The organism is Gracilibacillus oryzae (genome assembly GCF_009498735.1).
In the GTDB taxonomy this organism is placed as follows: Bacteria; Bacillota; Bacilli; order Bacillales; family Amphibacillaceae; genus Gracilibacillus; species Gracilibacillus oryzae.
On the sequence record NZ_ML762424.1, the window covers coordinates 491,941 to 510,350 of the forward strand.

Here is an 18,410-nt window from a genome sequence, read left to right on the forward strand (position 1 = left end):
GGAATTATGTTATTAGACGAAATTTTGACATTTAACCAGCAGTTTGTGGAAAATAGAGACTATCAAGTATTCGAAACAGATAAGTTCCCAAATAAGCGGGCTGTCATTTTCACTTGTATGGACACAAGATTAATCGAGCTCTTGCCAAATGCATTAAACCTAAAAAACGGTGATGTTAAAATGGTGAAGAATGCTGGTGCCATTTTAAATGATCCTTATGATAGTACTATGAAAAGTATTCTCGTTGCTATCTATGCTTTACAAGCAGATGAGGTATTTGTTATTGCACATCACAGCTGTGGAATGAATCATTTCGACACGCAAGGATTTATTGATTTAATGAAAGAAAGAGGAATCAATCAAAAAGAGATTGATAATATGGAAGTAGATGCAGAAAAATGGCTGGTCGGCTTTGATGATCCGGCGAAATCTGTAGAAAAATCAGTACAGATTATCGAAAACCACCCTCTTTTACCAGAAGGTATTCCTGTTCATGGACTGGTAATTGACCCGGCAACAGGTAAACTGGATTTAGTGAAAAAAGGATATTAACAGGTATTTGATTCTGAAAATACCCCATCCCGGACGTTAAAATCTCCGGGATGAGGTATTTTTTATATCTATTCGTCTATATGTTCTATATATGCTTGATTAAGGCCTCTCCATCATTGCCTCATATTTCATCTCGTTTTTCATAGTAAAATAACCATCACCTTTATTCGAAATTATCATAATCCTACATAGAGCCTGATTTATCATTCAATAGGAATTGAGCCTCATTTTTAGGGAGTGTAATAAACTTTGTTAGCAGGAATTGCGTAAAGTTTCATACCACCTTACACTCCCAGTTATCCTAATTAACTACATTATCATTGTATTGTTCATAAATTTCATCAATTGCTTCTTCATAATTATTTTCGAGTTTTTCTTCCAAATAACGTTGCGCCTCATCACCATAATCCCCTATCACAGACGATAATGCGTTTATATTACCAAACAAGTAGGAATAATTCCCGCCAAGGTAATCATCCTCAAGTTGCATTAACACTCTCTCCATTATATTTTTTTCATCAGATGCCAGGTAACGCCATTCGCTTCGCAATTCGAGAACTTTGCCCCTTACATCTCCTCTATCCTGATATGCTCCTACTTCTGCAGAGCTTTTCCACTTCTTCCATTGCAGTAATAGTTCCTTCGCTTCTTCAAACACACGCTTGAGCTCATCTTCATTACCAACTGCCGTATAACTTCCTTCTCCTGCTTCTGCTAATGTCTGTAGTTCTTGCTCACCTTCCGCATCTACATTAAGACCAATTACATTAATAATCGGTTCAATATTCGAATCTACTAATTCCTTCGCTACTTGTACTGGATCTCCATCACATGTTTCCACACCATCACTTACCACATAAACCAAATTGTTGTTCGTCTCACTTGAAAAGCCCTTAAAATCTTGTTTTGCCTGTTCGAGACTTAAGGCTATCGGTGTCCAGCCAGCTGGTTGAAAACTGTCCAGTACATTTCCAAAAGCACTCTGATCCAGCGGCTGAAGCGAGTATACCAGTTCGGACGCCTGACAAGATTGTGCCTTCATTTCCGCTGTATTTTCTCCTTCATGTCCATATACTCTTAACCCTACATTTGCTTCTTCCGGCAATTGAGTAACAAAATCGTGAATCGAGCTTTTAGCAATATCTATCATTGGTTCTCCATCTATCTCATTGATCATACTTTTGCTTACATCTAATATTACTAATACATTGAATTGGTCCTTAAATGATATTGATTGATCACCTATTTGAGGTAAATCGGATTGGTCCACTTGGATCTCCGTTAGTATTTGATTAGGATCGGGATAGTCTTCAGCAAATAATGAACGATAAGCCTTGAACCATTGATCCAATTCCTCTTCACTTGCTTCTTCTGATAGAGCTGGTAATTGTTCCATCACATAGTCTGCCATCTCATGAACAGGCATTAATGGAGCCTCCCCTGTAATTCTTCCATTCCCAGCTAATGGACCAACAGGATATGCGATGATTTCATCTAAAGTTGCAGGCTCTTCCGGTGCACGTTTTATCAGGTTCTTTAATGGGTCACTATCTTCTTCACTAAAATTCTCCATCTCTTCTTCATCAGCTATGTTGCTATCATCTTTTTCACTGCTTGTATCGGTTGGACTTACCTTTTCTTCCTCACTATTATGATCTGTGTTTTCTTCTATCGATTTATCAGAAAGTTCCTCTGCTTGGCATGCAACTAAGAGTAATAGAATGATAAGGACAGATACGAGATTCTTTTTCAATAACATATAATGAACTCCTTCGTTTAAAATGAGATACCAGGTAAATTGAAATTATTATAATAAGGGTACTGAATTAATTCTACAAGCTTTGGAAAAACCCTTATTGATATAATGAAGAGAATCTGCTGACTACAACTCTTCATCATATAATTGTTCGTATTCTTTGTTTATTTCCTCAAGATGCGATTCATAGTTTTTCTCAATATCATTCTTTAGTTGCTCAAATGCTGTCTTTCTAACTTCATCATAGAAATCTTTTTTTTCATTCATTTTTGTCCACATATAATCATAGGCATCCCTATTTATATAATCTTCGTCATAATGGAGTTTCCTCAAAACCGCTAGATGATTAGAGAACTCATCTCGCAATATGTAACTCCATTCATTTCTATCTTCTGTAGCTTGTAAACGCTGATCACTCATTTGTTCATAGGCACTCGATCGCTCTCCCTCTTTCCATTCCTTCCACTGTTGAATTAATGCTTCACCTCTTCCCAGTGCTTCTTTTAATTCTTCTTCATTCCCTGCATTTGTATAAATCCCACCTCCCGCTTCGGCAATTTCCCGTAAGTGGGCTTGGCCTTCGATTCCTACATTAAATCCAATCACATTGACAATTGATTGGATATTCGAATCCGCTAACTCCTTGGCAGCAGTTACAGGGTCTCCATCACACGTCTCTGCTCCATCACTGACTACATAGACTAAATTCGTATTATTCTCTCCAGGAAATGCAGTGAAATCCTCCTTCGCTTGTTCTAGACTTTGTCCAATCGGTGTCCATCCTGTTGGTGACAATGGATCAATCAGATCTTGAATATCACTTGTATTGGCTGATTGAAAGTCATAGATTAAATCAGTAGCTCGGCATGACTCTTCTTTTGTATGTCCCGTACTTTTTCCTTCATGGCCGTATACCCGGACACCGATATTTGCCTCATCCGGAAGGTCGGACGTAAAATTGTAAATTGAATCTTTAGCCATTTGGAGCATCGTTTTACCATCGACCTCATTCGCCATACTTCCACTAACATCAAGGACAAGCAATACATTGATCTGGTCTTTAAAGCGAAATCGCTCATCTTCCAACACAGCATTACCAAAATGGGTATAATTTAATTCCTAAATGATCTGTCTAGGATCAGGATATTCTTCTGCAAATAAATAACGAAAAGCACGCCACCATTGATCGAAATAGGCTTCATCTTGTTGTTCTTCCTTAATTAGCGGTAACACTTCCATGACATATTCTGCCATTTCCTCTTCTCTCATTACCGGTTCAATGCCAGTTCTCGCTCCATTCCCAGCTAGTGGACCAACAGGATAGGCGATGATTTCTTCTAGATTAGCGGGCTCTTCTGGTGCTCGCTCTAAAAGGTCAGCTAGCGGATCAATGTCTTCTTCTTCTAGGTCATTATCTTCTTCATCAACTAAATTAGCATTCTCTGAATCACTAATGGTACTAACCGTTTTTTCATTCACACTATTCTGGTTTGTGCTTTCTTCTATTGATTCATCGGAAGGTTCCTCTTCCTGGCACGCCGCTAAAAGGAAGAAGATTAGGAGGATATATAAGAGATTTTTTCTATGTAACATGGATTTAACTCCTTCCTTTAAAATTTAGTTATAGGAAGTGTGTTCACAATATGGTATAATTATGTATATGTTTTCATAAAATGGGAGGTATTTACACATGGAAGTTACTCTATTTATTGTTCCAATCGCTATTATTCTGGTAATCTCTATTTATACAGATTTAAAAAGCAAAAAAATATACAACTGGATAACATTCCCAAGCATGCTCTATTTTAGCCTTTTCCATCTTGTGTTCAATCTTGAAGAAATTCTTGCTTACATACTAGGATTTTTACTTGTTGGAGGTATTTGTTTCCTTATTGCTATGTTCACGAATTCATTAGGTGGGGGAGATATAAAATTATTGGCACTGCTTGGTTTAGCCTTTGGAATTGATCCTGGCTTTCACATTTTATTATATAGTTATTTATTAACCGCATTTATTGCTGTTCCTATTCTTATATTGAAGAAAATAAATCCTGATAAAATGTACATAAAAGAAATCCCTATGGCACCGTTTATCGCGCTAGGGACCTTCATTGTTTATATAGCGTAGACTAGATTTCTGTTACAACCTCTTTTTGTTCTTTCTGATTCTTGTAAGCATCCATTAGAAGCAAAATTGCGCTAATAATATGCATAATCATACCTAAGAAAATTATCCAGCCTAAACAGGAGGTAACAATTCCAATAATACTACCGTGAAAACTCTTCTTTTCTTGAATAGAAAAAATTAATGTAACAATATGCAATATTAGCATGACCAGTAAGGGGAGCCAGGCAAATCCTAAAATAATCGTACCACCAATAATGGGAATGCCCCAGAACGCTTCCAAGCCTCCAGTGATCCATTTAAAAAGGGTTGACACACTTGTTTTCAAAGATAATCCCTCCAATATATGGTTAATTATTCTCAATATCTTTGTTGATTAAATCGAATTGGGCTTTGAAATTTCCATTAATTGCTTCTTTTAATTCAATGTATGAATTTTCACCAATTTCATTAAATAAATGGGATCTTTCCGTTCGTTTAATAGCGAAATACCTATGGGCAGCGTCTGTAATATAGCCAGAGCTTCTTAAATCATTAATAATCGAAAAAACACTGCTTCCTTCACGCTGATTCACTTCTTTCCACTTTTCTAAAAATGCATCTGCTTCCTCTAACTGTTCAATTTTATGTTCGGCAGCCCTATTCCCTGCAAGCTGTTGCCAATCCCTCCACTCGCTAATCATTTGTTCTGCCCGTTTAAATGCTCTCTGTAGTTCTTCTTCATTTCCGGCTGCAGTATATTCTCCTCGTCCTGCCTTTGCAATTTTTTGCAGTTCACTTTGTCCAGCCTGATCTACATTGAGACCAATTACATTAATAATCGGTTTTATATTGGTGTCCTGGAGGGACTCTGCTACGGCAGCAGGATTACCTCCACATGTATCTAGTCCATCACTGACTACATAAATGATGTTAGAGTTATGTTCGGAAGGGAACTCTGCCAGATCTTCTCTAGCTTGCTGAATACTTAAAGCAAGCGGAGTCCATCCTGCCGGCTCATATCGTTCGATCTCATCATAAAATTCCTCTTCATCTAAAGGTTGCAACTCATAGACTAGCTCAGAGCTCTCACAAGATTTCTTCTCTTTATCTTTACTGCTATCTCCTTCATGACCATATACCCTTAGTCCTACATAAGCGTCATCTTGTAATTCTTCTGTAAACTGTATAATAGAGTCTCTAGCTATATCTATCAATCTCTTACCATTAATTTTCTTCTTCATACTTCCACTTACATCCATAACGATAAGTACATTCACTTGTTCTTTAAGTGGAATCGTCTCTTTCTCTTGTAATAATGGATGGGTAAATGGTTCTAGTTGTTGTTCAACATATATATTCCGAGGATCTGGATAGTTTTCCTTGACTAAGGAATAATAAACATTCCACCAATCTTCTAAATACGCTTTCTCTTTCTCTTCATCAATTGGCGGTAAGATGGATTTAACCGTTTCTAACATTGATTCTTTATTTTCATCATACGAAAGCTCGGCTAAGGAACCCTTTGGGTATTCTAATATTCCCACCAAATCTTTAGGCATTTCTTCCACCAATTCCTTTTCTTTCGCAAATACTTCATGAACATCATTAGAGGAGCATGCAGTAGATAATATCAAGAAAGTTATTGATGTTAATAGCAGGATGATTTTATGATTTAGCTTCAATTAGCGTCCTCCTCTCTGACAATTGTGAAAATGAAAATCAAAAGGTTTGATTTGGAAAGAAATTTAAACTGTCTAAAAATTTTATTTCGAGACCCATCCCAACGTTTTCGATATCTTCATTAATTTCCCCTAAGAAACTTGCTTCCATACTCTCATACTCGGCAGATGTCTCTACTTCTATACGATTGTTGCTATTAAAGTAAGTAATTATCGTGTCATTTTCATTACCTTTATTTTTTTCTACAACTTCTTGTACGGCATTTTCCACTGCTGGTCTAGCAGAAAGTAAACTGCGCTGGACTTCAAATTCCAATAAGTAAACACTGTATGCTTTTCTTAATGACAGAATTGCTGAGTTTGAAAGAAATTTATCAATTGCCTCATGTTCAGATAAAGATGGATTGGACGCTTTCATTAATTCATACTTTTCTTTCAAAGGGCAGGGCACATCTACCCCTGCGATATTTCCACAGGCGTATTGAAATGTATTGATTAAATCCAACATTTCGTCATATACAACTGATGTTGCAGCTAAGCTCGCCTGTTCTGCTGATGTGTTCGACCGTTCCGCCACGATAAAGATCTTGGCATAATTAAAGAACAGGAAAATTAATATAATTCCAAAACATACAATTCCTAAAGTAATAATTGAAGCATTGCCTTTTTCATCTTTTAATATATTTATTGCTCTCATTCTATCATCCTGCTATATGTATAATGTGGTAACTCAAATAGGTCACGCCATGAACTTGGTCCAATAAATATGCCGTGTTTCCCTGTGAAATTAACAGTGAAATAATTATCTCCTTCATTTTTTACATCAAAATCGGAATAACCTAAAAGACTTGTAGAAGTAAATTCATCCAACACATCCCTTGCCTCTGATTCATTACCAGTGATTGAATAAACTTTAGCTGATTCATGGACTGCTTTTTGGGCAAGCAGAATGGAATACCCTGAAATGAGTACTTGAACAAATACGACAAATATAATAATGATAAACGGCAGCAGACCCATAAACTCAATATTTATGGAGCCTTTGTCATCTTTCAGGTATTGTTTTGCTTTCAACGGGATTCCTCCTTTGTTTATATTTTTAGGTTCTCACAACTAAGAGAAAAGTTCCTAAGGTAACCGTAAAAGTTAACATTCAGCGTTTCAACTTTCAATATTTTTATTATATTCCTTATTTATTCTTTCCAATGTTTCCTCATATTTCTTTTCTATTTCATCTAATAATTCTTTATACTTTGTATCTCTAATTTCAATATACAGATCTCTTTTTTCCATCATCCTATCATATAAATAATCATATGCCTCTTGACTAATGTAACCTTCTTCAGCTAATGCATGAAGTACAGACCGATGATTTTCAAATTCATCAGAAATTGTATAGCGCCACTCATTCTCTTCAGATATAGCTTTTACCTCTTGTTCTCTTCTCTGCTCATAAATATCAGCTTTTTCCCCTTGTTTCCATTCATTCCATTTTTTAATTAATGCTTCTCCTTGCCCTAACGCTTCTTTTAATTCTTCTTCATCACCTGAATTGGTGTAAATTCCTCCACCAGCTTCGGCTATTTCACGTAAGTTATTCTGACCTTCAATACCTACATTGAAGCCAATCACATTTACTATTGATTGAATATCGGACTCTGCTAACTCCTTTGCTACCATTGCAGGGTTTCCTTCACATGTCTCCGCTCCATCACTGACAATATAAATTAAATTTGTGTTACTCTCTCCAGGAAACCTGGAAAAGTCCTCCCTCGCCTTTTCTAAACTTAGGCCAATCGGTGTCCATCCTGTTGGTGACAATGGATCAATTACCTCTTGGATATCACTAGTATTTGCTGATTGAAAGTCATAAATTAAATCAGTAGCTTGGCATGATTCTTCTTTTGTAAGTCCCGTACTTGCTCCTTCATGACCATAAATACGAACACCAACATTGGCATCCTCAGGTATATCAGAAGCAAAATTCAAGATAGAGTCTTTTGCTATTTGAAGCATCGATTTACCGTCCACTTCATTCGCCATACTTCCACTGACATCAAGAACAAGCAAAACGTTGATCTGATCTTTAAAGCGAAAACGTTCATCTTCTAATGCATCATTCCCAAAGTGGGTATAATTCAATTCTTTGATAACTTGTCTTGGATCAGGATAGTCCTCTGCAAATAAATAACGCAACGCACGCCACCATTGATCATAATACGTTTCATCCTGTTGTTCCTCAATTGGTGGTAATACCTCCATTACACGATTCACGAGTTCTTCTGTTTCCATGACAGGTTCTTTTCCAGTGATGCTTCCGTTACCCGCTAGCGGTCCAACTGGATAAGCTATAATTTCCTCTAAATTGCTTGGTTCTTCAGGTACTCGTTCTAGTAAGTTTGCAAGAGGATCACTTGTTTCTTCATTCGCTTCTTGCTCTTGTTCCGAATTCTCCTCATTATTCTGGCTCTCAGAATCTTCAGTTGTGATTCCTTGGGATTTCTGATCATCCCTCTGTTCATCCTGCTCCACTTCTTTCTCTCCACTTAGACAACCTGAAAGTATGAGAAAACAAAAAAAAGTGAAAAAGACTACTATGAAGTTATTCATATTCCTAAGATTCATAAGAACTACCCACTTTCCTCAGCATAATTTAAAGTAATATAGAATAATGTAGAATAACAATGAGGAAAATAATTTCCTCATTTGTTATTCTGTATTAATAATTATATATAATTATCTAAAAGAAAATAATCCCGTTACGCCTTCTATAATACTTCCAAGTAAACCATCAATTAAACCTTCTCCTTGTCCACCATCAAAGAAATTCATAGCAATCATTATAATTACTACTGCTACTGCTGCGATGCCCATAAATTCGACAGCTGTTGAACCTTCTTCATCTTTTCTTAAACGATTTACTGCAGTTTGACCTTTCACATACAATTGCTGACCTATTTTTGTCATAATAAAATTCCTCCTAAATAATAGATAAATTTTTAGTTCTAACTATTCCCTAAAACTATAAACATGTAGAGACAACAACTTAAAACCAGACAAACAATTTACTTGAATCTAACCACCTCCTTAAATTATAATTAAAAAAGATAAATCTATTCCCTAAAATAGTTTTTATCTAAAGACCTGTGCTGCGATGCCCATACATTTGACAGCTCAAGGTCTTTTTTTATTAGTTGAATGACCCGAGTATACCGCTATCTAAAATATCATAAACGATGTTCAATAATAATAATCCACCTATCAGAATAAAAGCAGTTGGCATAACAACAAACGTTGTTACCATCGTAACTTTTGGTGAAGCTTTAGCAGCAAGTTCCTTTGCTTTTTCTTTCCTAAGTTTTCTAATCTCTGCTGACTGAATCTCAAAGGTTGTTGCAACAGGTACTCCTAACTCAGCTCCCCGAATCAATGATTTAATTACTGTTTGAAACTCTGGTACATCGGTTCTATTAATCAGTTCCAAATACAATTCTTCCCTTGGTATTCCTAAATTAGCGCGGTGATTAAATCGGGAAAACTCCTCCTGAATCGGTCCCTCAAAATAACGCGATATTTCCCTAAATGCTTGATCCAAGCTTGCACCAGCTTTTAATGTCACACTGACCATGTCTAAAAAATCCGGTAAGGCATAACTTAGCTCATCCTGACGTTTCTTCGCTTTATTTTTAATCCAAATGATCGGACCAAAGAAACCGACAAAAGGTAAAAGTACAATTAAAAATTGCCGAAATGGAAATCCAATTAAAAATGCAATAATCCCTGAAAAGAAACCAATTAATGTTAAAACTATTTTTAGACCATGAAATCTCTTTACTGTTAAACCAAATGGATGATTGGCTTGTATTAACCATTTTGCTACATCATCTGTTTCACTGAAAAAATTAAATCGCTCTCCAATTTCAGAGAAGTCATCAGCAAATACTAGAACTTTGGTGAAGATTTTGTGAAATACCCTCTGTTTCTTTTGTTTTTCTTCTTTACCACCATAATTTGTTTCTTGCAATTTCGCCTTCACTTCATTTTTCTGGCCAATATAGCGATACCAAGCACTAAGTGAAATCCCTAGTAAAAGAATAGAAAGAATAGCTATTAAAGTTATTAAATCCGTCATATAATTACACCCTTATATTGGTTACTTTTTGAACAAGGATAAATGAAAGTACGGTACCTATTGCAAAGATAATTAATATAATTATCCCTGGTATTGTAAACAACACCTTGGTGAAATCTTCCATCATCATATTAATACCTAATATCAAAACAATTGGAATGGATGGAATTACATATGAAATAAACTTCTGCTCTGATGTTAAGGTTTTAATCTCCTGCTCTAAGAATTTCCGTTCATCAAGCACCTTTGCCATTTCTTCCAGTGTTTCATGAAGATTTCCACCAGCTTTCTTTTGCGTTAGCAATGTAACGATAAACAATTTATACTCTCTGCCTTTGATTTTCTTCTGAAATTTAAGTAAAGCATCTTCGAAATCCAATCCCAGACTAAGTTCATTAGATAATTGTTTAAACTCACTTCTGGAAGGTTCACTTAATTCCCTGGCAACTAATTGAAATCCCTGAGAAAGTGTCATACCTGATCGTGTGGCATTGGCTAATGTGACACAAACTTCTGATAATTGATTGTTTAATTTTTCTTGATATTTATTTTTCCGGATAAGGAAGATTAATTGAATAATGGCAGCAATAGCAATAACCGCAAATATAAAACTCATAGCCAGGTTAAACTTTAACAGCATATTGAAAACTAAGGTCAAACCTAACCCTCCAACGAATAACATACTGCAAAATTCTGATGGAGTCAGAATAATATTAACTCGCCTCAGCCTTAATTCGAGTTTTTTTCCATAATCTGTTCGGTCAAAGCGCTCTCCCCAAATTACAATAAAACTCTTTCTGTTTTGTGTATGTTCAAAATCTGTTCTCGTCTTCCCTTTCCATTTTTGCTTGTTAAGCCTGTAATCCAAATAACTGAATACTCCCCAAATCCCGAACATTGCCGATATACTAAATAAGACTGATGCTGTCATCTGTATTCACTCCTTCACCTGCCTCAAATAATGAATCTGGAACATCTTGACCAAACACTTGTAAACGATATTGATTTTTTGGAATAATTCCTGTCGGAGTGAAGAACCCTTGTACTTTGCCATCCTTGCCCAGGCCTGTCCGTTGATATTTAAATATTTCCTGCAGCTTTACACCTTTTGTCTTTGTATCAACAACCACTTCAGATATTGACATTGTCTTTCGCTGACCATCTTGCAAACGTTCTATTTGGACAATGTAATCTAATGCACCAACAATATATTCCCGGATAATGGAACTTGGCAATTCCATCCCTGCCATCATAATCATCCCTTCCAAACGTCTAACTGCATCTAAAGGTGTGTTGGCGTGAACGGTTGTTAATGACCCTTCATGACCTGTATTCATCGCCTGTAACATATCAAATGCTTCTGCCCCACGAACCTCACCGACAACAATCCGGTCAGGTCTCATCCTTAGAGCATTTCGAACAAGGTCGCGAATGGTGATGGCACCTTTTCCTTCCGTGTTTGGTGGACGTGCTTCTAACCCAACCACATTCGGTCTATCTAGCTTTAACTCGGCTGAATCCTCGATTGTTATTACCCGTTCACCTGGTGGAATGGACCGTGAAAGTGCGTTTAACAAAGTGGTCTTTCCACTACCAGTACCACCTGAAATGAGCACATTCATCTTTGCTGCAACAATCGATTGTAAGTAAGACGACATTGCTTCATCCATCGAGTTGAATTCGATGAGATTGTTCATTGTAAAAGGGTCTTTGGAGAATTTACGAATCGATACTAATGTTCCATTTAAACTAATTGGTGGAATTACTGCATTGACACGACTTCCGTCCGGGAGCCTTGCATCAACCATTGGAGAACTTTCATCAATTCGACGTCCGATTGGTGCAACGACTCTGTCGATAATATGCCTAACGTGTCGCTCGTCTCTAAATTTTAAATTCGTTTGCGTCAATTGACCTTTTTTTTCGATATATACTTCCCCATGTCCATTAATAAGAATTTCTGTTATATCCAGATCATTCAGCAGAGGCTCTAATGGACCAAAACCAACCGATTCATCTATAATTCGGGTTAACAAATGTTCTTTGTCCCGATGAGAGATTACTACTTTCTCTTCACTCATGAATTGAGTGATGATACGTTCAATTGCTTGTCTCATTTCTTCTTGCTTCATACTTGTCAATCGATCAAGGTTTGTCTCATTAAGTAATCTTGCTTTGTAATGGTCACTTAATTCCTCGACATAAGGATTATCATAAGCGGAAAAAGTTGGTGCTTCTTTAGTTATTGTTTGAAACTGTTTTTTACTAAATAAACCCATTTCACTTCTCCCCTTACTTTAACTGTGTCAGCACATACTTACGAACTTGCTTAGATAATGTTGGTATTTTCTTTTCTTTTGTTTCTTTTCTTAATGGTTCTCCCTTATTAATCAGCGGTTGTACCCCTTTTCGGTCTTCCTTAAATTTCGCAACAATAGGATCTACGATAAATTCTTTAACATCCGCTGTTGTCAATTCACTGCTCCGATCCATCCGGTTTACGATTACTTTCATCCGTCCTTCTGTATCCATTTGCAGGCGTTTAAGCAGGTTAGTAACTTGCTTATAATTGCTTATAGCAGGTGTATCTAAACTTAATACATAATGGATCACTTCAGATTCTTCTAATGCACTGAAGGTGATCGGATCCATATTTATAGGTAAATCGATTACCACCATATCGTAAGCTCTTCTGCACGTCCGAAGCAGGCGAACAATATGCTCTTCGGTTATTGTCTCAGCAATTTCTGCATCCCGTGGGCTTAATAATAAATCCATTTTAGAATAGGTTTCTTTCATTACAACATTGTGGACATGGTTTTCATTTAATTCATCAATAACCGGCAGTAAATCCGCAATTGAGCGTGCACTTTCTACCCCCAGATACTTCTCTGCCCCACCATATTGTAAATTCAAATCAATAAATAAGACTGAAGCAGTTGATTCTAGTTTAATTGTTTGCGCAAAAAGTGTGGACAATAACGTTCGTCCAACCCCTCCCTTTCCACTGTAAAAGGAGATGATTTCACCTTTTCCTTTCTTCATTGCCTGACTTGATGGTAATGGCTGAAGCTCAGAATGCTGCCTTTCCTTAACAGTCAGTATTATTCTTTCTAATCTTTCCAGGAAATTTGCCAATTCTTCAGGCAAAACAAAGAAATCATTTACACCTATTCGAATTAAATCACGTAATAACTGAAAATTTGCCTTATGAGATAGATAGATAAATACCGGCAATTCAGCATCGCCGATCTCATCTTGGATATACTCTATCAGTTCAATACTTGATTCATCCTTCTCTCCATCTGTCATTATAATAATTTGTGGAGATATTCGATCAATCTCTTTACGTACCTCAGAGCTTGTTATGGTCTCCACTTGTCCATACACTGGTAGAAGCTCTTCATGCAATTGACTTTTCAGCTGTTTATTATCACAAACCAGCAGCATTTTGACTTGCTCCATTTCTAATCCTCCTCTGTCTTAAGCCTCATTGTTTTGATCTGGTTCTTGTTCTGTTTCCTCAGTCACTGCTTCTTCGGTTACTTCTTCCTTGGTTTCTGATTGTGGCACTTCACTGTTGCCATTCGTTGATTTCAAAATATGTATATTATCCGCATAATGTTGCATATGAATTAGTTCAGGTGCCTGCTGTTTCGAAACTTCCAAAGCAACTCCCTGCCCAGTATCTGATGAAATAACTTTTTGGACAAGAACATCTGACATGAATACTTCCGTAACTGGTTCTTCTTCAAAACTTTGAGAAACGACAATATCCACCCGATCTAAATGCTGCAATTCGTCATCAAAAAAAACTTTGCTGTTATCTTCTAATAACTCCACCAACCGGTTCCCTTCATCGGTCAGTTCAGTAAAAGGCCTTAATATATTCTGTGTAACAAAGTCTCCTTCTTGTAAGGGAATTATGGAAACTTGACCTTCAATTTGCTCCATTGAAAGCACATGAGCATCTGTTACATAGCGATTGGGGATTTCAATTGTGGTTATTTGATCTGCAGATATCCGTTCCCGCGAGTTAATATTCTGTTCTACTACAAATACTTCTGACATCTCACCCAAATCTGCGTTAAGCTCATTGACATTGTTGTAAAAAAGTACACCTGCAAGAATTGCTAGAATAAAAGATAATGTAATAAATATGAGTGCTCTTCTTTTTGATTCAAACATTCGTTTTTTATCCCTCTTTCTTTCTATTGCTCTTCAATTATTGATAGAGCCTATTAAACTCACTCGTTGTAACATACTGTAATAATGTTACTAAACTTTTTATGATAAAATAAGCATAATTCCGCAAAAAGGTAAATTATACCTAAAATGTCGATATATATCTCGGATTCAATATATTCAATTTCAAACTTTTTAGTTTCACGCTATCTTTTTTTGTCGATTCATATAACTTTTTGATGAGATTTAAAGATTAATTTGAAAAATTCATTAAAATTACTTTACATTATTTTCATATGATTCGTATTAATCATTTTTATAATTAGGTATTTATAACTATAATTTAATATTTTTAACATTAATGAAATATACTTGTAATATTAATATGTATTTCTTTACAAAAGAATTTGATATATATCCAATTATCAACATTATTATATAAGTCCATTTATTTATGTTTTTAGGTTGTTAGTCATATTTTAGCCGAATGTTGGCGAATTTTCTGACCCCCATTATGCAAATTATGTAAAATTAAAAATAAAACAGGCACATACGCCATTTAGCATGTGCCTGTTTTATTAGAATTTTATTTATACTCCATAATCAAATTCATCTGGATGCTTTCCTAACCTTTTCTCTTCATTCATACCAGTCATTTTGTCCATATCTTCTGTTTCCAGCTCGAAATCAAATATATCCACATTTTCTTCCTGGCGATGTTTGTGTACTGATTTAGGAATCGTGATAATACCACTCTGATATTGCCATCTGACAATAATCTGTGCAGGTGTTTTTTGATGTTTTTCTGCAAGTTCCTGCAATACTGGATGATCAAAATAGCTTGCCTTTCCTAATGGTGCCCATGCTTCTATCAATATGTTATGCTCTTGGCAAAATGTTCTTGTTTCATCCTGTTGCAATTGCGGGTGCAGTTCAATTTGATTTACCATTGGTTTGGTCTCGGCTGCTTGAAGTAACTCTTCCAAATGATGTGGCAAAAAGTTGCTTACACCGATCGCTTTTGCTTTTCCGCTCTGATAGATCTCTTCTAATGCTTTCCATGTTTCCGTGAACTTTCCTGGTACCGGCCAATGGATTAGATAAAGATCAACATATTCCATTCCCAGACGATCCAGGCTTCGGTCAATTGCTGCTTTCGCCTCTTCATATCCTTGCTCATCATTCCATACTTTTGTTGTAACAAAGATATCTTCCCGGGGAATGCCGCTGTCTTTAATCGCTTTTCCTACATCTTCTTCATTTGCGTAAAAGGAGGCAGTATCAATATGGCGATAGCCGATCTCCAGAGCGGATTTTACCGATTGATATGCTTCATCTCCTGCTTCAACTTTATATACTCCCAAACCGATTGCAGGAATTTTGGTTCCATTATTTAATGTACGTGTTGTCGTTAAACTCATCTTATCTACCTCCATATGCTTTATGTACTGTCTCTCCAATATAATTACCTTATCAGAAAATCATCAAACATAGATTATTGCTGGTTATATTTACTTCGCCTCATTAAGGATCGACTGGATCACTTGTTCTTTTGCTTCACTTGATTTGTACTGATTCATATTCTCTTTCATATCTATTTTCGCTTTTTTTAAATTGATTAGAGACTTGTGAAGTGACTCTGTTGTCAGTTGTTCTTCTTCTAATATATGAGCATATCCCTGTTTTTCAAATGATTGTGCATTAACTATCTGATCCCCTCTGCTCGCCTGAAGTGATAAGGGGATAAGCAACATTGGTTTATGTAAGGCTAAAAATTCAAAAATGGCATTTGATCCAGCTCTCGAACAAACAAGATCCGTCACAGCAAGCATGTCTTTTAACTCATCCTTCACATATTCATATTGAACATATCCTGGACGATCATATTGTTCATCATAATTTCCTTTCCCGCAAATATGAATAATCTGGAAGTCTTTTAACAAGGTGTCTAATCCTTCTCTTACAGCCTGGTTAATTTTCTTTGAACCACCGCTGCCTCCCATAATTAACAGCACATTTTTCTCTGCATTTAGTCCAGTTAATTCATACCCTTTCTTTCGATTTCCTGTAAATAACTCTTCCCGAACTACTGCACCGATATATTCAGATTTTTGTTCTGGTAAGTATTTCATTGTCTCAGGAAATGTTGCCAGCACTTTCTTGGCGAATGGGATGGCTAGTTTGTTTGCTAAACCTGGTGTGTAATCTGATTCATGAATAACTGCCGAAACCCCGCGCATCCTTGCTGCAACTAAAACAGGAACAGAAACAAAACCTCCTTTGGAAAAAATAACAGCAGGTTTCTTTTTGCCAATAATGCGATAGGCTTGCAATGTCCCTTTCAGTACTTTAAACGGGTCTTTAAAGTTTTCTTTTGAAAAATAGCGGCGTAATTTCCCTGTCGAAATAGGATGATACGTTACACCACTCAATCCTGAAATGAGTTCTTTCTCTATTCCATTTTTGGAACCAATATAATCGACAGTCCAGCCGTCTCTGATAAATTCCGGTATTATCGCAAGGTTTACCATCACATGGCCCGCCGTCCCTCCACCGGTAAATATGATTTGTTTGTTTTTCATAGATTCCTACCTCTCTTTTTCATCCAAGCTTCTGCCAATGATATAGGCTTTTTATGAAGACTACTTATGATTATACTTATACCTATTCCGCTCATGCAAGTAAGTATGTCATTCACTTTTATATTCCAAAAAAATTCGAAGATATGTTTCAGAAACATATCTTCGAATTTATCACACTGGATTGTGCAGGTTCATCACTAATATATTTCATGGGAAGTTGAACCAGCTGATTGCCCCAGCAATTTTAATTGTAATCCCATTCCTGAATATGGTGCTGGCTCTATATGTATTCCACTGCTACTATCAACGAAATCACCCGAAGGTCAAGAAAAGCTGTTTAATAATGTGCCTGGATCACTTTCCAGTATGGTAAGTGATCGAAAATGTGCTTTAATAAATCCTTCTGTTACCATATGGTCAAGTAATGTTGATAAAGGTGCGTAATAATTATGTATATTCAATAATCCAATTGGCTTGGAGTGAATGCCAATCTGAGCCCATGTGATAATCTCAAATAATTCTTCAAGGGTACCGGCACCACCTGGCATTGCAATAAACCCATCCGCTAAATCAGCCATTTTTGCTTTTCGTTCATGCATGGAATTGACTGTATAAAGTTGTGTTAATTTTTGATGAGCAATTTCTTTATCACTTAATACCGTTGGAATCACTCCAATTACTTCTCCGCCATTTTCCAGCACCGTATCTGCAATTACCCCCATAAGCCCGACACTGGAACCACCGTAAATTAATTTAATCTTTCGCTTGGCTAGTTCCTCTCCAAGCTTAATGGCGCCACGTTTATATTCTTCGGAATTGCCTAGACTAGAACCACAATAAACAGCGATTGCTTTCATACAAATCCTCCCATCTATCTATTGTCATTATATATAAATTTTCACAAAAGAAAAACCCGGAAGGTACCTCAGGTTTAAAATTTGTGTATTGCTAATATTTTTCGATTGGGATTAGAAATTTTTATATGAAGTGGTGTAAATATGTATATTTAATAAGGGAATCTCGAGACAGGTGGATCTGGATTTCCGCTTTATCTCATGATTAACGGGAAATCTGGGCTTCCGTGCAACTGGATTTCCGCTTTATCTCATGTTTAACGGGAAATCTCGGCTCTCGTGCAACTGGATTTCCGCTTTATCTCATGTTTAACGGGAAATCTCGGACCCCGTGCACTTTGATTTCCGCTTTATCTCATGATTAACAGGAAATCTCGGCTCTCGTGCACTTTGATTTCCGCTTTATCTCATGATTAACAAGAAATCTCGGCTCCCGTGCACCTGGATTTCCACTTTATCTCATGATTAACGGGAAATCTCGGACCCCGTGCAACTGGATTTCCGCTTTATCTCATGTTTAACGGGAAATCTCGGACCCCGTGCACTTTGATTTCCGCTTTATC

At 36.6% G+C, this 18,410-nt stretch carries 19 protein-coding genes; 2 read left to right on the top strand and 17 right to left on the bottom strand.

The window, feature by feature from the left end; translation table 11 throughout:
* Window positions 1–3 precede the first annotated feature (3 nt).
* Window positions 4–552, top strand: a complete 549-nt coding sequence (locus F9U64_RS02460; protein WP_153401440.1) for a beta-class carbonic anhydrase — start codon at window positions 4–6, stop codon at window positions 550–552.
* 301 nt (window positions 553–853) lie between these two features.
* On the opposite strand, the gene F9U64_RS02465 is transcribed toward F9U64_RS02460, so the two are convergent.
* The 3 genes from F9U64_RS02465 to F9U64_RS02475 all read right to left on the bottom strand — a co-directional run bounded on the left by F9U64_RS02465 (window position 854) and on the right by F9U64_RS02475 (window position 3,901).
* Window positions 854–2,311 carry a vWA domain-containing protein gene (locus F9U64_RS02465; RefSeq protein ID WP_153401300.1) on the bottom strand — a complete coding sequence of 486 codons (1,458 nt, stop codon included), beginning with the start codon at window positions 2,309–2,311 and terminating at the stop codon, window positions 854–856.
* A gap of 123 nt (window positions 2,312–2,434) precedes the next feature.
* Entirely contained in the window at window positions 2,435–3,394 is a 960-nt protein-coding gene (locus tag F9U64_RS02470; protein ID WP_153401302.1) for a vWA domain-containing protein, read from the bottom strand.
* Between the two features lie 33 nt (window positions 3,395–3,427).
* The gene (locus tag F9U64_RS02475) at window positions 3,428–3,901 is read right to left on the bottom strand and encodes a hypothetical protein (protein WP_153401304.1); all 474 of its coding nucleotides are present in this window, start codon (window positions 3,899–3,901) and stop codon (window positions 3,428–3,430) included.
* Between the two features lie 97 nt (window positions 3,902–3,998).
* On the opposite strand from F9U64_RS02475, the gene F9U64_RS02480 reads away from it, so the two are divergent.
* Entirely contained in the window at window positions 3,999–4,436 is a 438-nt protein-coding gene (locus F9U64_RS02480; RefSeq protein ID WP_153401306.1) for a prepilin peptidase, read from the top strand.
* 1 nt (window position 4,437) lies between these two features.
* Here F9U64_RS02480 and F9U64_RS02485 read toward each other — a convergent pair whose 3' ends face one another.
* From F9U64_RS02485 to F9U64_RS02550, 14 genes are all read right to left on the bottom strand, one after another.
* Window positions 4,438–4,761, bottom strand: a complete 324-nt coding sequence (locus F9U64_RS02485) for a hypothetical protein (protein ID WP_153401307.1) — start codon at window positions 4,759–4,761, stop codon at window positions 4,438–4,440.
* A gap of 22 nt (window positions 4,762–4,783) precedes the next feature.
* Entirely contained in the window at window positions 4,784–6,097 is a 1,314-nt protein-coding gene (locus F9U64_RS02490; protein WP_153401308.1) for a vWA domain-containing protein, read from the bottom strand.
* Window positions 6,098–6,134: 37 nt separating this feature from the next.
* A complete protein-coding gene (locus F9U64_RS02495) occupies window positions 6,135–6,791 on the bottom strand; it encodes a hypothetical protein (RefSeq protein WP_153401309.1) in 657 nt (218 codons plus the stop codon).
* The gene (locus F9U64_RS02500; RefSeq protein ID WP_153401310.1) at window positions 6,788–7,168 is read right to left on the bottom strand and encodes a hypothetical protein; all 381 of its coding nucleotides are present in this window, start codon (window positions 7,166–7,168) and stop codon (window positions 6,788–6,790) included. The genes F9U64_RS02495 and F9U64_RS02500 overlap by 4 nt, the downstream gene beginning before the upstream one ends.
* An 87-nt stretch (window positions 7,169–7,255) precedes the next feature.
* On the bottom strand, window positions 7,256–8,626 hold the full coding sequence (locus F9U64_RS02505) for a vWA domain-containing protein (RefSeq protein ID WP_194287257.1): 1,371 nt from the start codon (window positions 8,624–8,626) through the stop codon (window positions 7,256–7,258).
* 204 nt (window positions 8,627–8,830) lie between these two features.
* The gene (locus F9U64_RS02510) at window positions 8,831–9,061 is read right to left on the bottom strand and encodes a hypothetical protein (protein ID WP_153401314.1); all 231 of its coding nucleotides are present in this window, start codon (window positions 9,059–9,061) and stop codon (window positions 8,831–8,833) included.
* A 223-nt stretch (window positions 9,062–9,284) separates the two neighbouring features.
* Entirely contained in the window at window positions 9,285–10,226 is a 942-nt protein-coding gene (locus F9U64_RS02515; protein ID WP_153401316.1) for a type II secretion system F family protein, read from the bottom strand.
* Window positions 10,227–10,230: 4 nt separating this feature from the next.
* Window positions 10,231–11,157 carry a type II secretion system F family protein gene (locus F9U64_RS02520; RefSeq protein WP_153401318.1) on the bottom strand — a complete coding sequence of 309 codons (927 nt, stop codon included), beginning with the start codon at window positions 11,155–11,157 and terminating at the stop codon, window positions 10,231–10,233.
* Window positions 11,135–12,505 carry a TadA family conjugal transfer-associated ATPase gene (locus F9U64_RS02525; RefSeq protein ID WP_153401320.1) on the bottom strand — a complete coding sequence of 457 codons (1,371 nt, stop codon included), beginning with the start codon at window positions 12,503–12,505 and terminating at the stop codon, window positions 11,135–11,137. The genes F9U64_RS02520 and F9U64_RS02525 overlap by 23 nt, the downstream gene beginning before the upstream one ends.
* A 13-nt stretch (window positions 12,506–12,518) precedes the next feature.
* Window positions 12,519–13,691 carry a CpaE/TadZ family protein gene (locus tag F9U64_RS02530; protein ID WP_153401322.1) on the bottom strand — a complete coding sequence of 391 codons (1,173 nt, stop codon included), beginning with the start codon at window positions 13,689–13,691 and terminating at the stop codon, window positions 12,519–12,521.
* Between the two features lie 18 nt (window positions 13,692–13,709).
* The gene (gene cpaB, locus F9U64_RS02535; RefSeq protein WP_153401323.1) at window positions 13,710–14,414 is read right to left on the bottom strand and encodes a Flp pilus assembly protein CpaB; all 705 of its coding nucleotides are present in this window, start codon (window positions 14,412–14,414) and stop codon (window positions 13,710–13,712) included.
* Between the two features lie 587 nt (window positions 14,415–15,001).
* Complete coding sequence (locus F9U64_RS02540) at window positions 15,002–15,832, bottom strand: aldo/keto reductase (protein ID WP_153401325.1); 831 nt, start codon at window positions 15,830–15,832, stop codon at window positions 15,002–15,004.
* 90 nt (window positions 15,833–15,922) lie between these two features.
* The gene (locus F9U64_RS02545; protein WP_153401327.1) at window positions 15,923–16,993 is read right to left on the bottom strand and encodes an undecaprenyldiphospho-muramoylpentapeptide beta-N-acetylglucosaminyltransferase; all 1,071 of its coding nucleotides are present in this window, start codon (window positions 16,991–16,993) and stop codon (window positions 15,923–15,925) included.
* A 323-nt stretch (window positions 16,994–17,316) separates the two neighbouring features.
* Window positions 17,317–17,850, bottom strand: coding sequence for an LOG family protein (locus F9U64_RS02550; protein WP_153401329.1), 534 nt, complete (start codon window positions 17,848–17,850; stop codon window positions 17,317–17,319).
* Window positions 17,851–18,410: the final 560 nt, after the last annotated feature.

Coding starts and splice junctions, on each gene's coding strand:
- F9U64_RS02465 (WP_153401300.1), bottom strand. CDS start 2,311: ATGTTATTGAAAAAGAATCTCGTATCTGTCCTTATCATTCTATTACTC.
- F9U64_RS02475 (WP_153401304.1), bottom strand. CDS start 3,901: ATGTTACATAGAAAAAATCTCTTATATATCCTCCTAATCTTCTTCCTT.
- F9U64_RS02480 (WP_153401306.1), top strand. CDS start 3,999: ATGGAAGTTACTCTATTTATTGTTCCAATCGCTATTATTCTGGTAATC.
- F9U64_RS02495 (WP_153401309.1), bottom strand. CDS start 6,791: ATGAGAGCAATAAATATATTAAAAGATGAAAAAGGCAATGCTTCAATT.
- F9U64_RS02510 (WP_153401314.1), bottom strand. CDS start 9,061: ATGACAAAAATAGGTCAGCAATTGTATGTGAAAGGTCAAACTGCAGTA.
- F9U64_RS02515 (WP_153401316.1), bottom strand. CDS start 10,226: ATGACGGATTTAATAACTTTAATAGCTATTCTTTCTATTCTTTTACTA.
- F9U64_RS02520 (WP_153401318.1), bottom strand. CDS start 11,157: ATGACAGCATCAGTCTTATTTAGTATATCGGCAATGTTCGGGATTTGG.
- F9U64_RS02525 (WP_153401320.1), bottom strand. CDS start 12,505: ATGGGTTTATTTAGTAAAAAACAGTTTCAAACAATAACTAAAGAAGCA.
- F9U64_RS02530 (WP_153401322.1), bottom strand. CDS start 13,691: ATGGAGCAAGTCAAAATGCTGCTGGTTTGTGATAATAAACAGCTGAAA.
- cpaB (WP_153401323.1), bottom strand. CDS start 14,414: ATGTTTGAATCAAAAAGAAGAGCACTCATATTTATTACATTATCTTTT.
- F9U64_RS02540 (WP_153401325.1), bottom strand. CDS start 15,832: ATGAGTTTAACGACAACACGTACATTAAATAATGGAACCAAAATTCCT.
- F9U64_RS02545 (WP_153401327.1), bottom strand. CDS start 16,993: ATGAAAAACAAACAAATCATATTTACCGGTGGAGGGACGGCGGGCCAT.
- F9U64_RS02550 (WP_153401329.1), bottom strand. CDS start 17,850: ATGAAAGCAATCGCTGTTTATTGTGGTTCTAGTCTAGGCAATTCCGAA.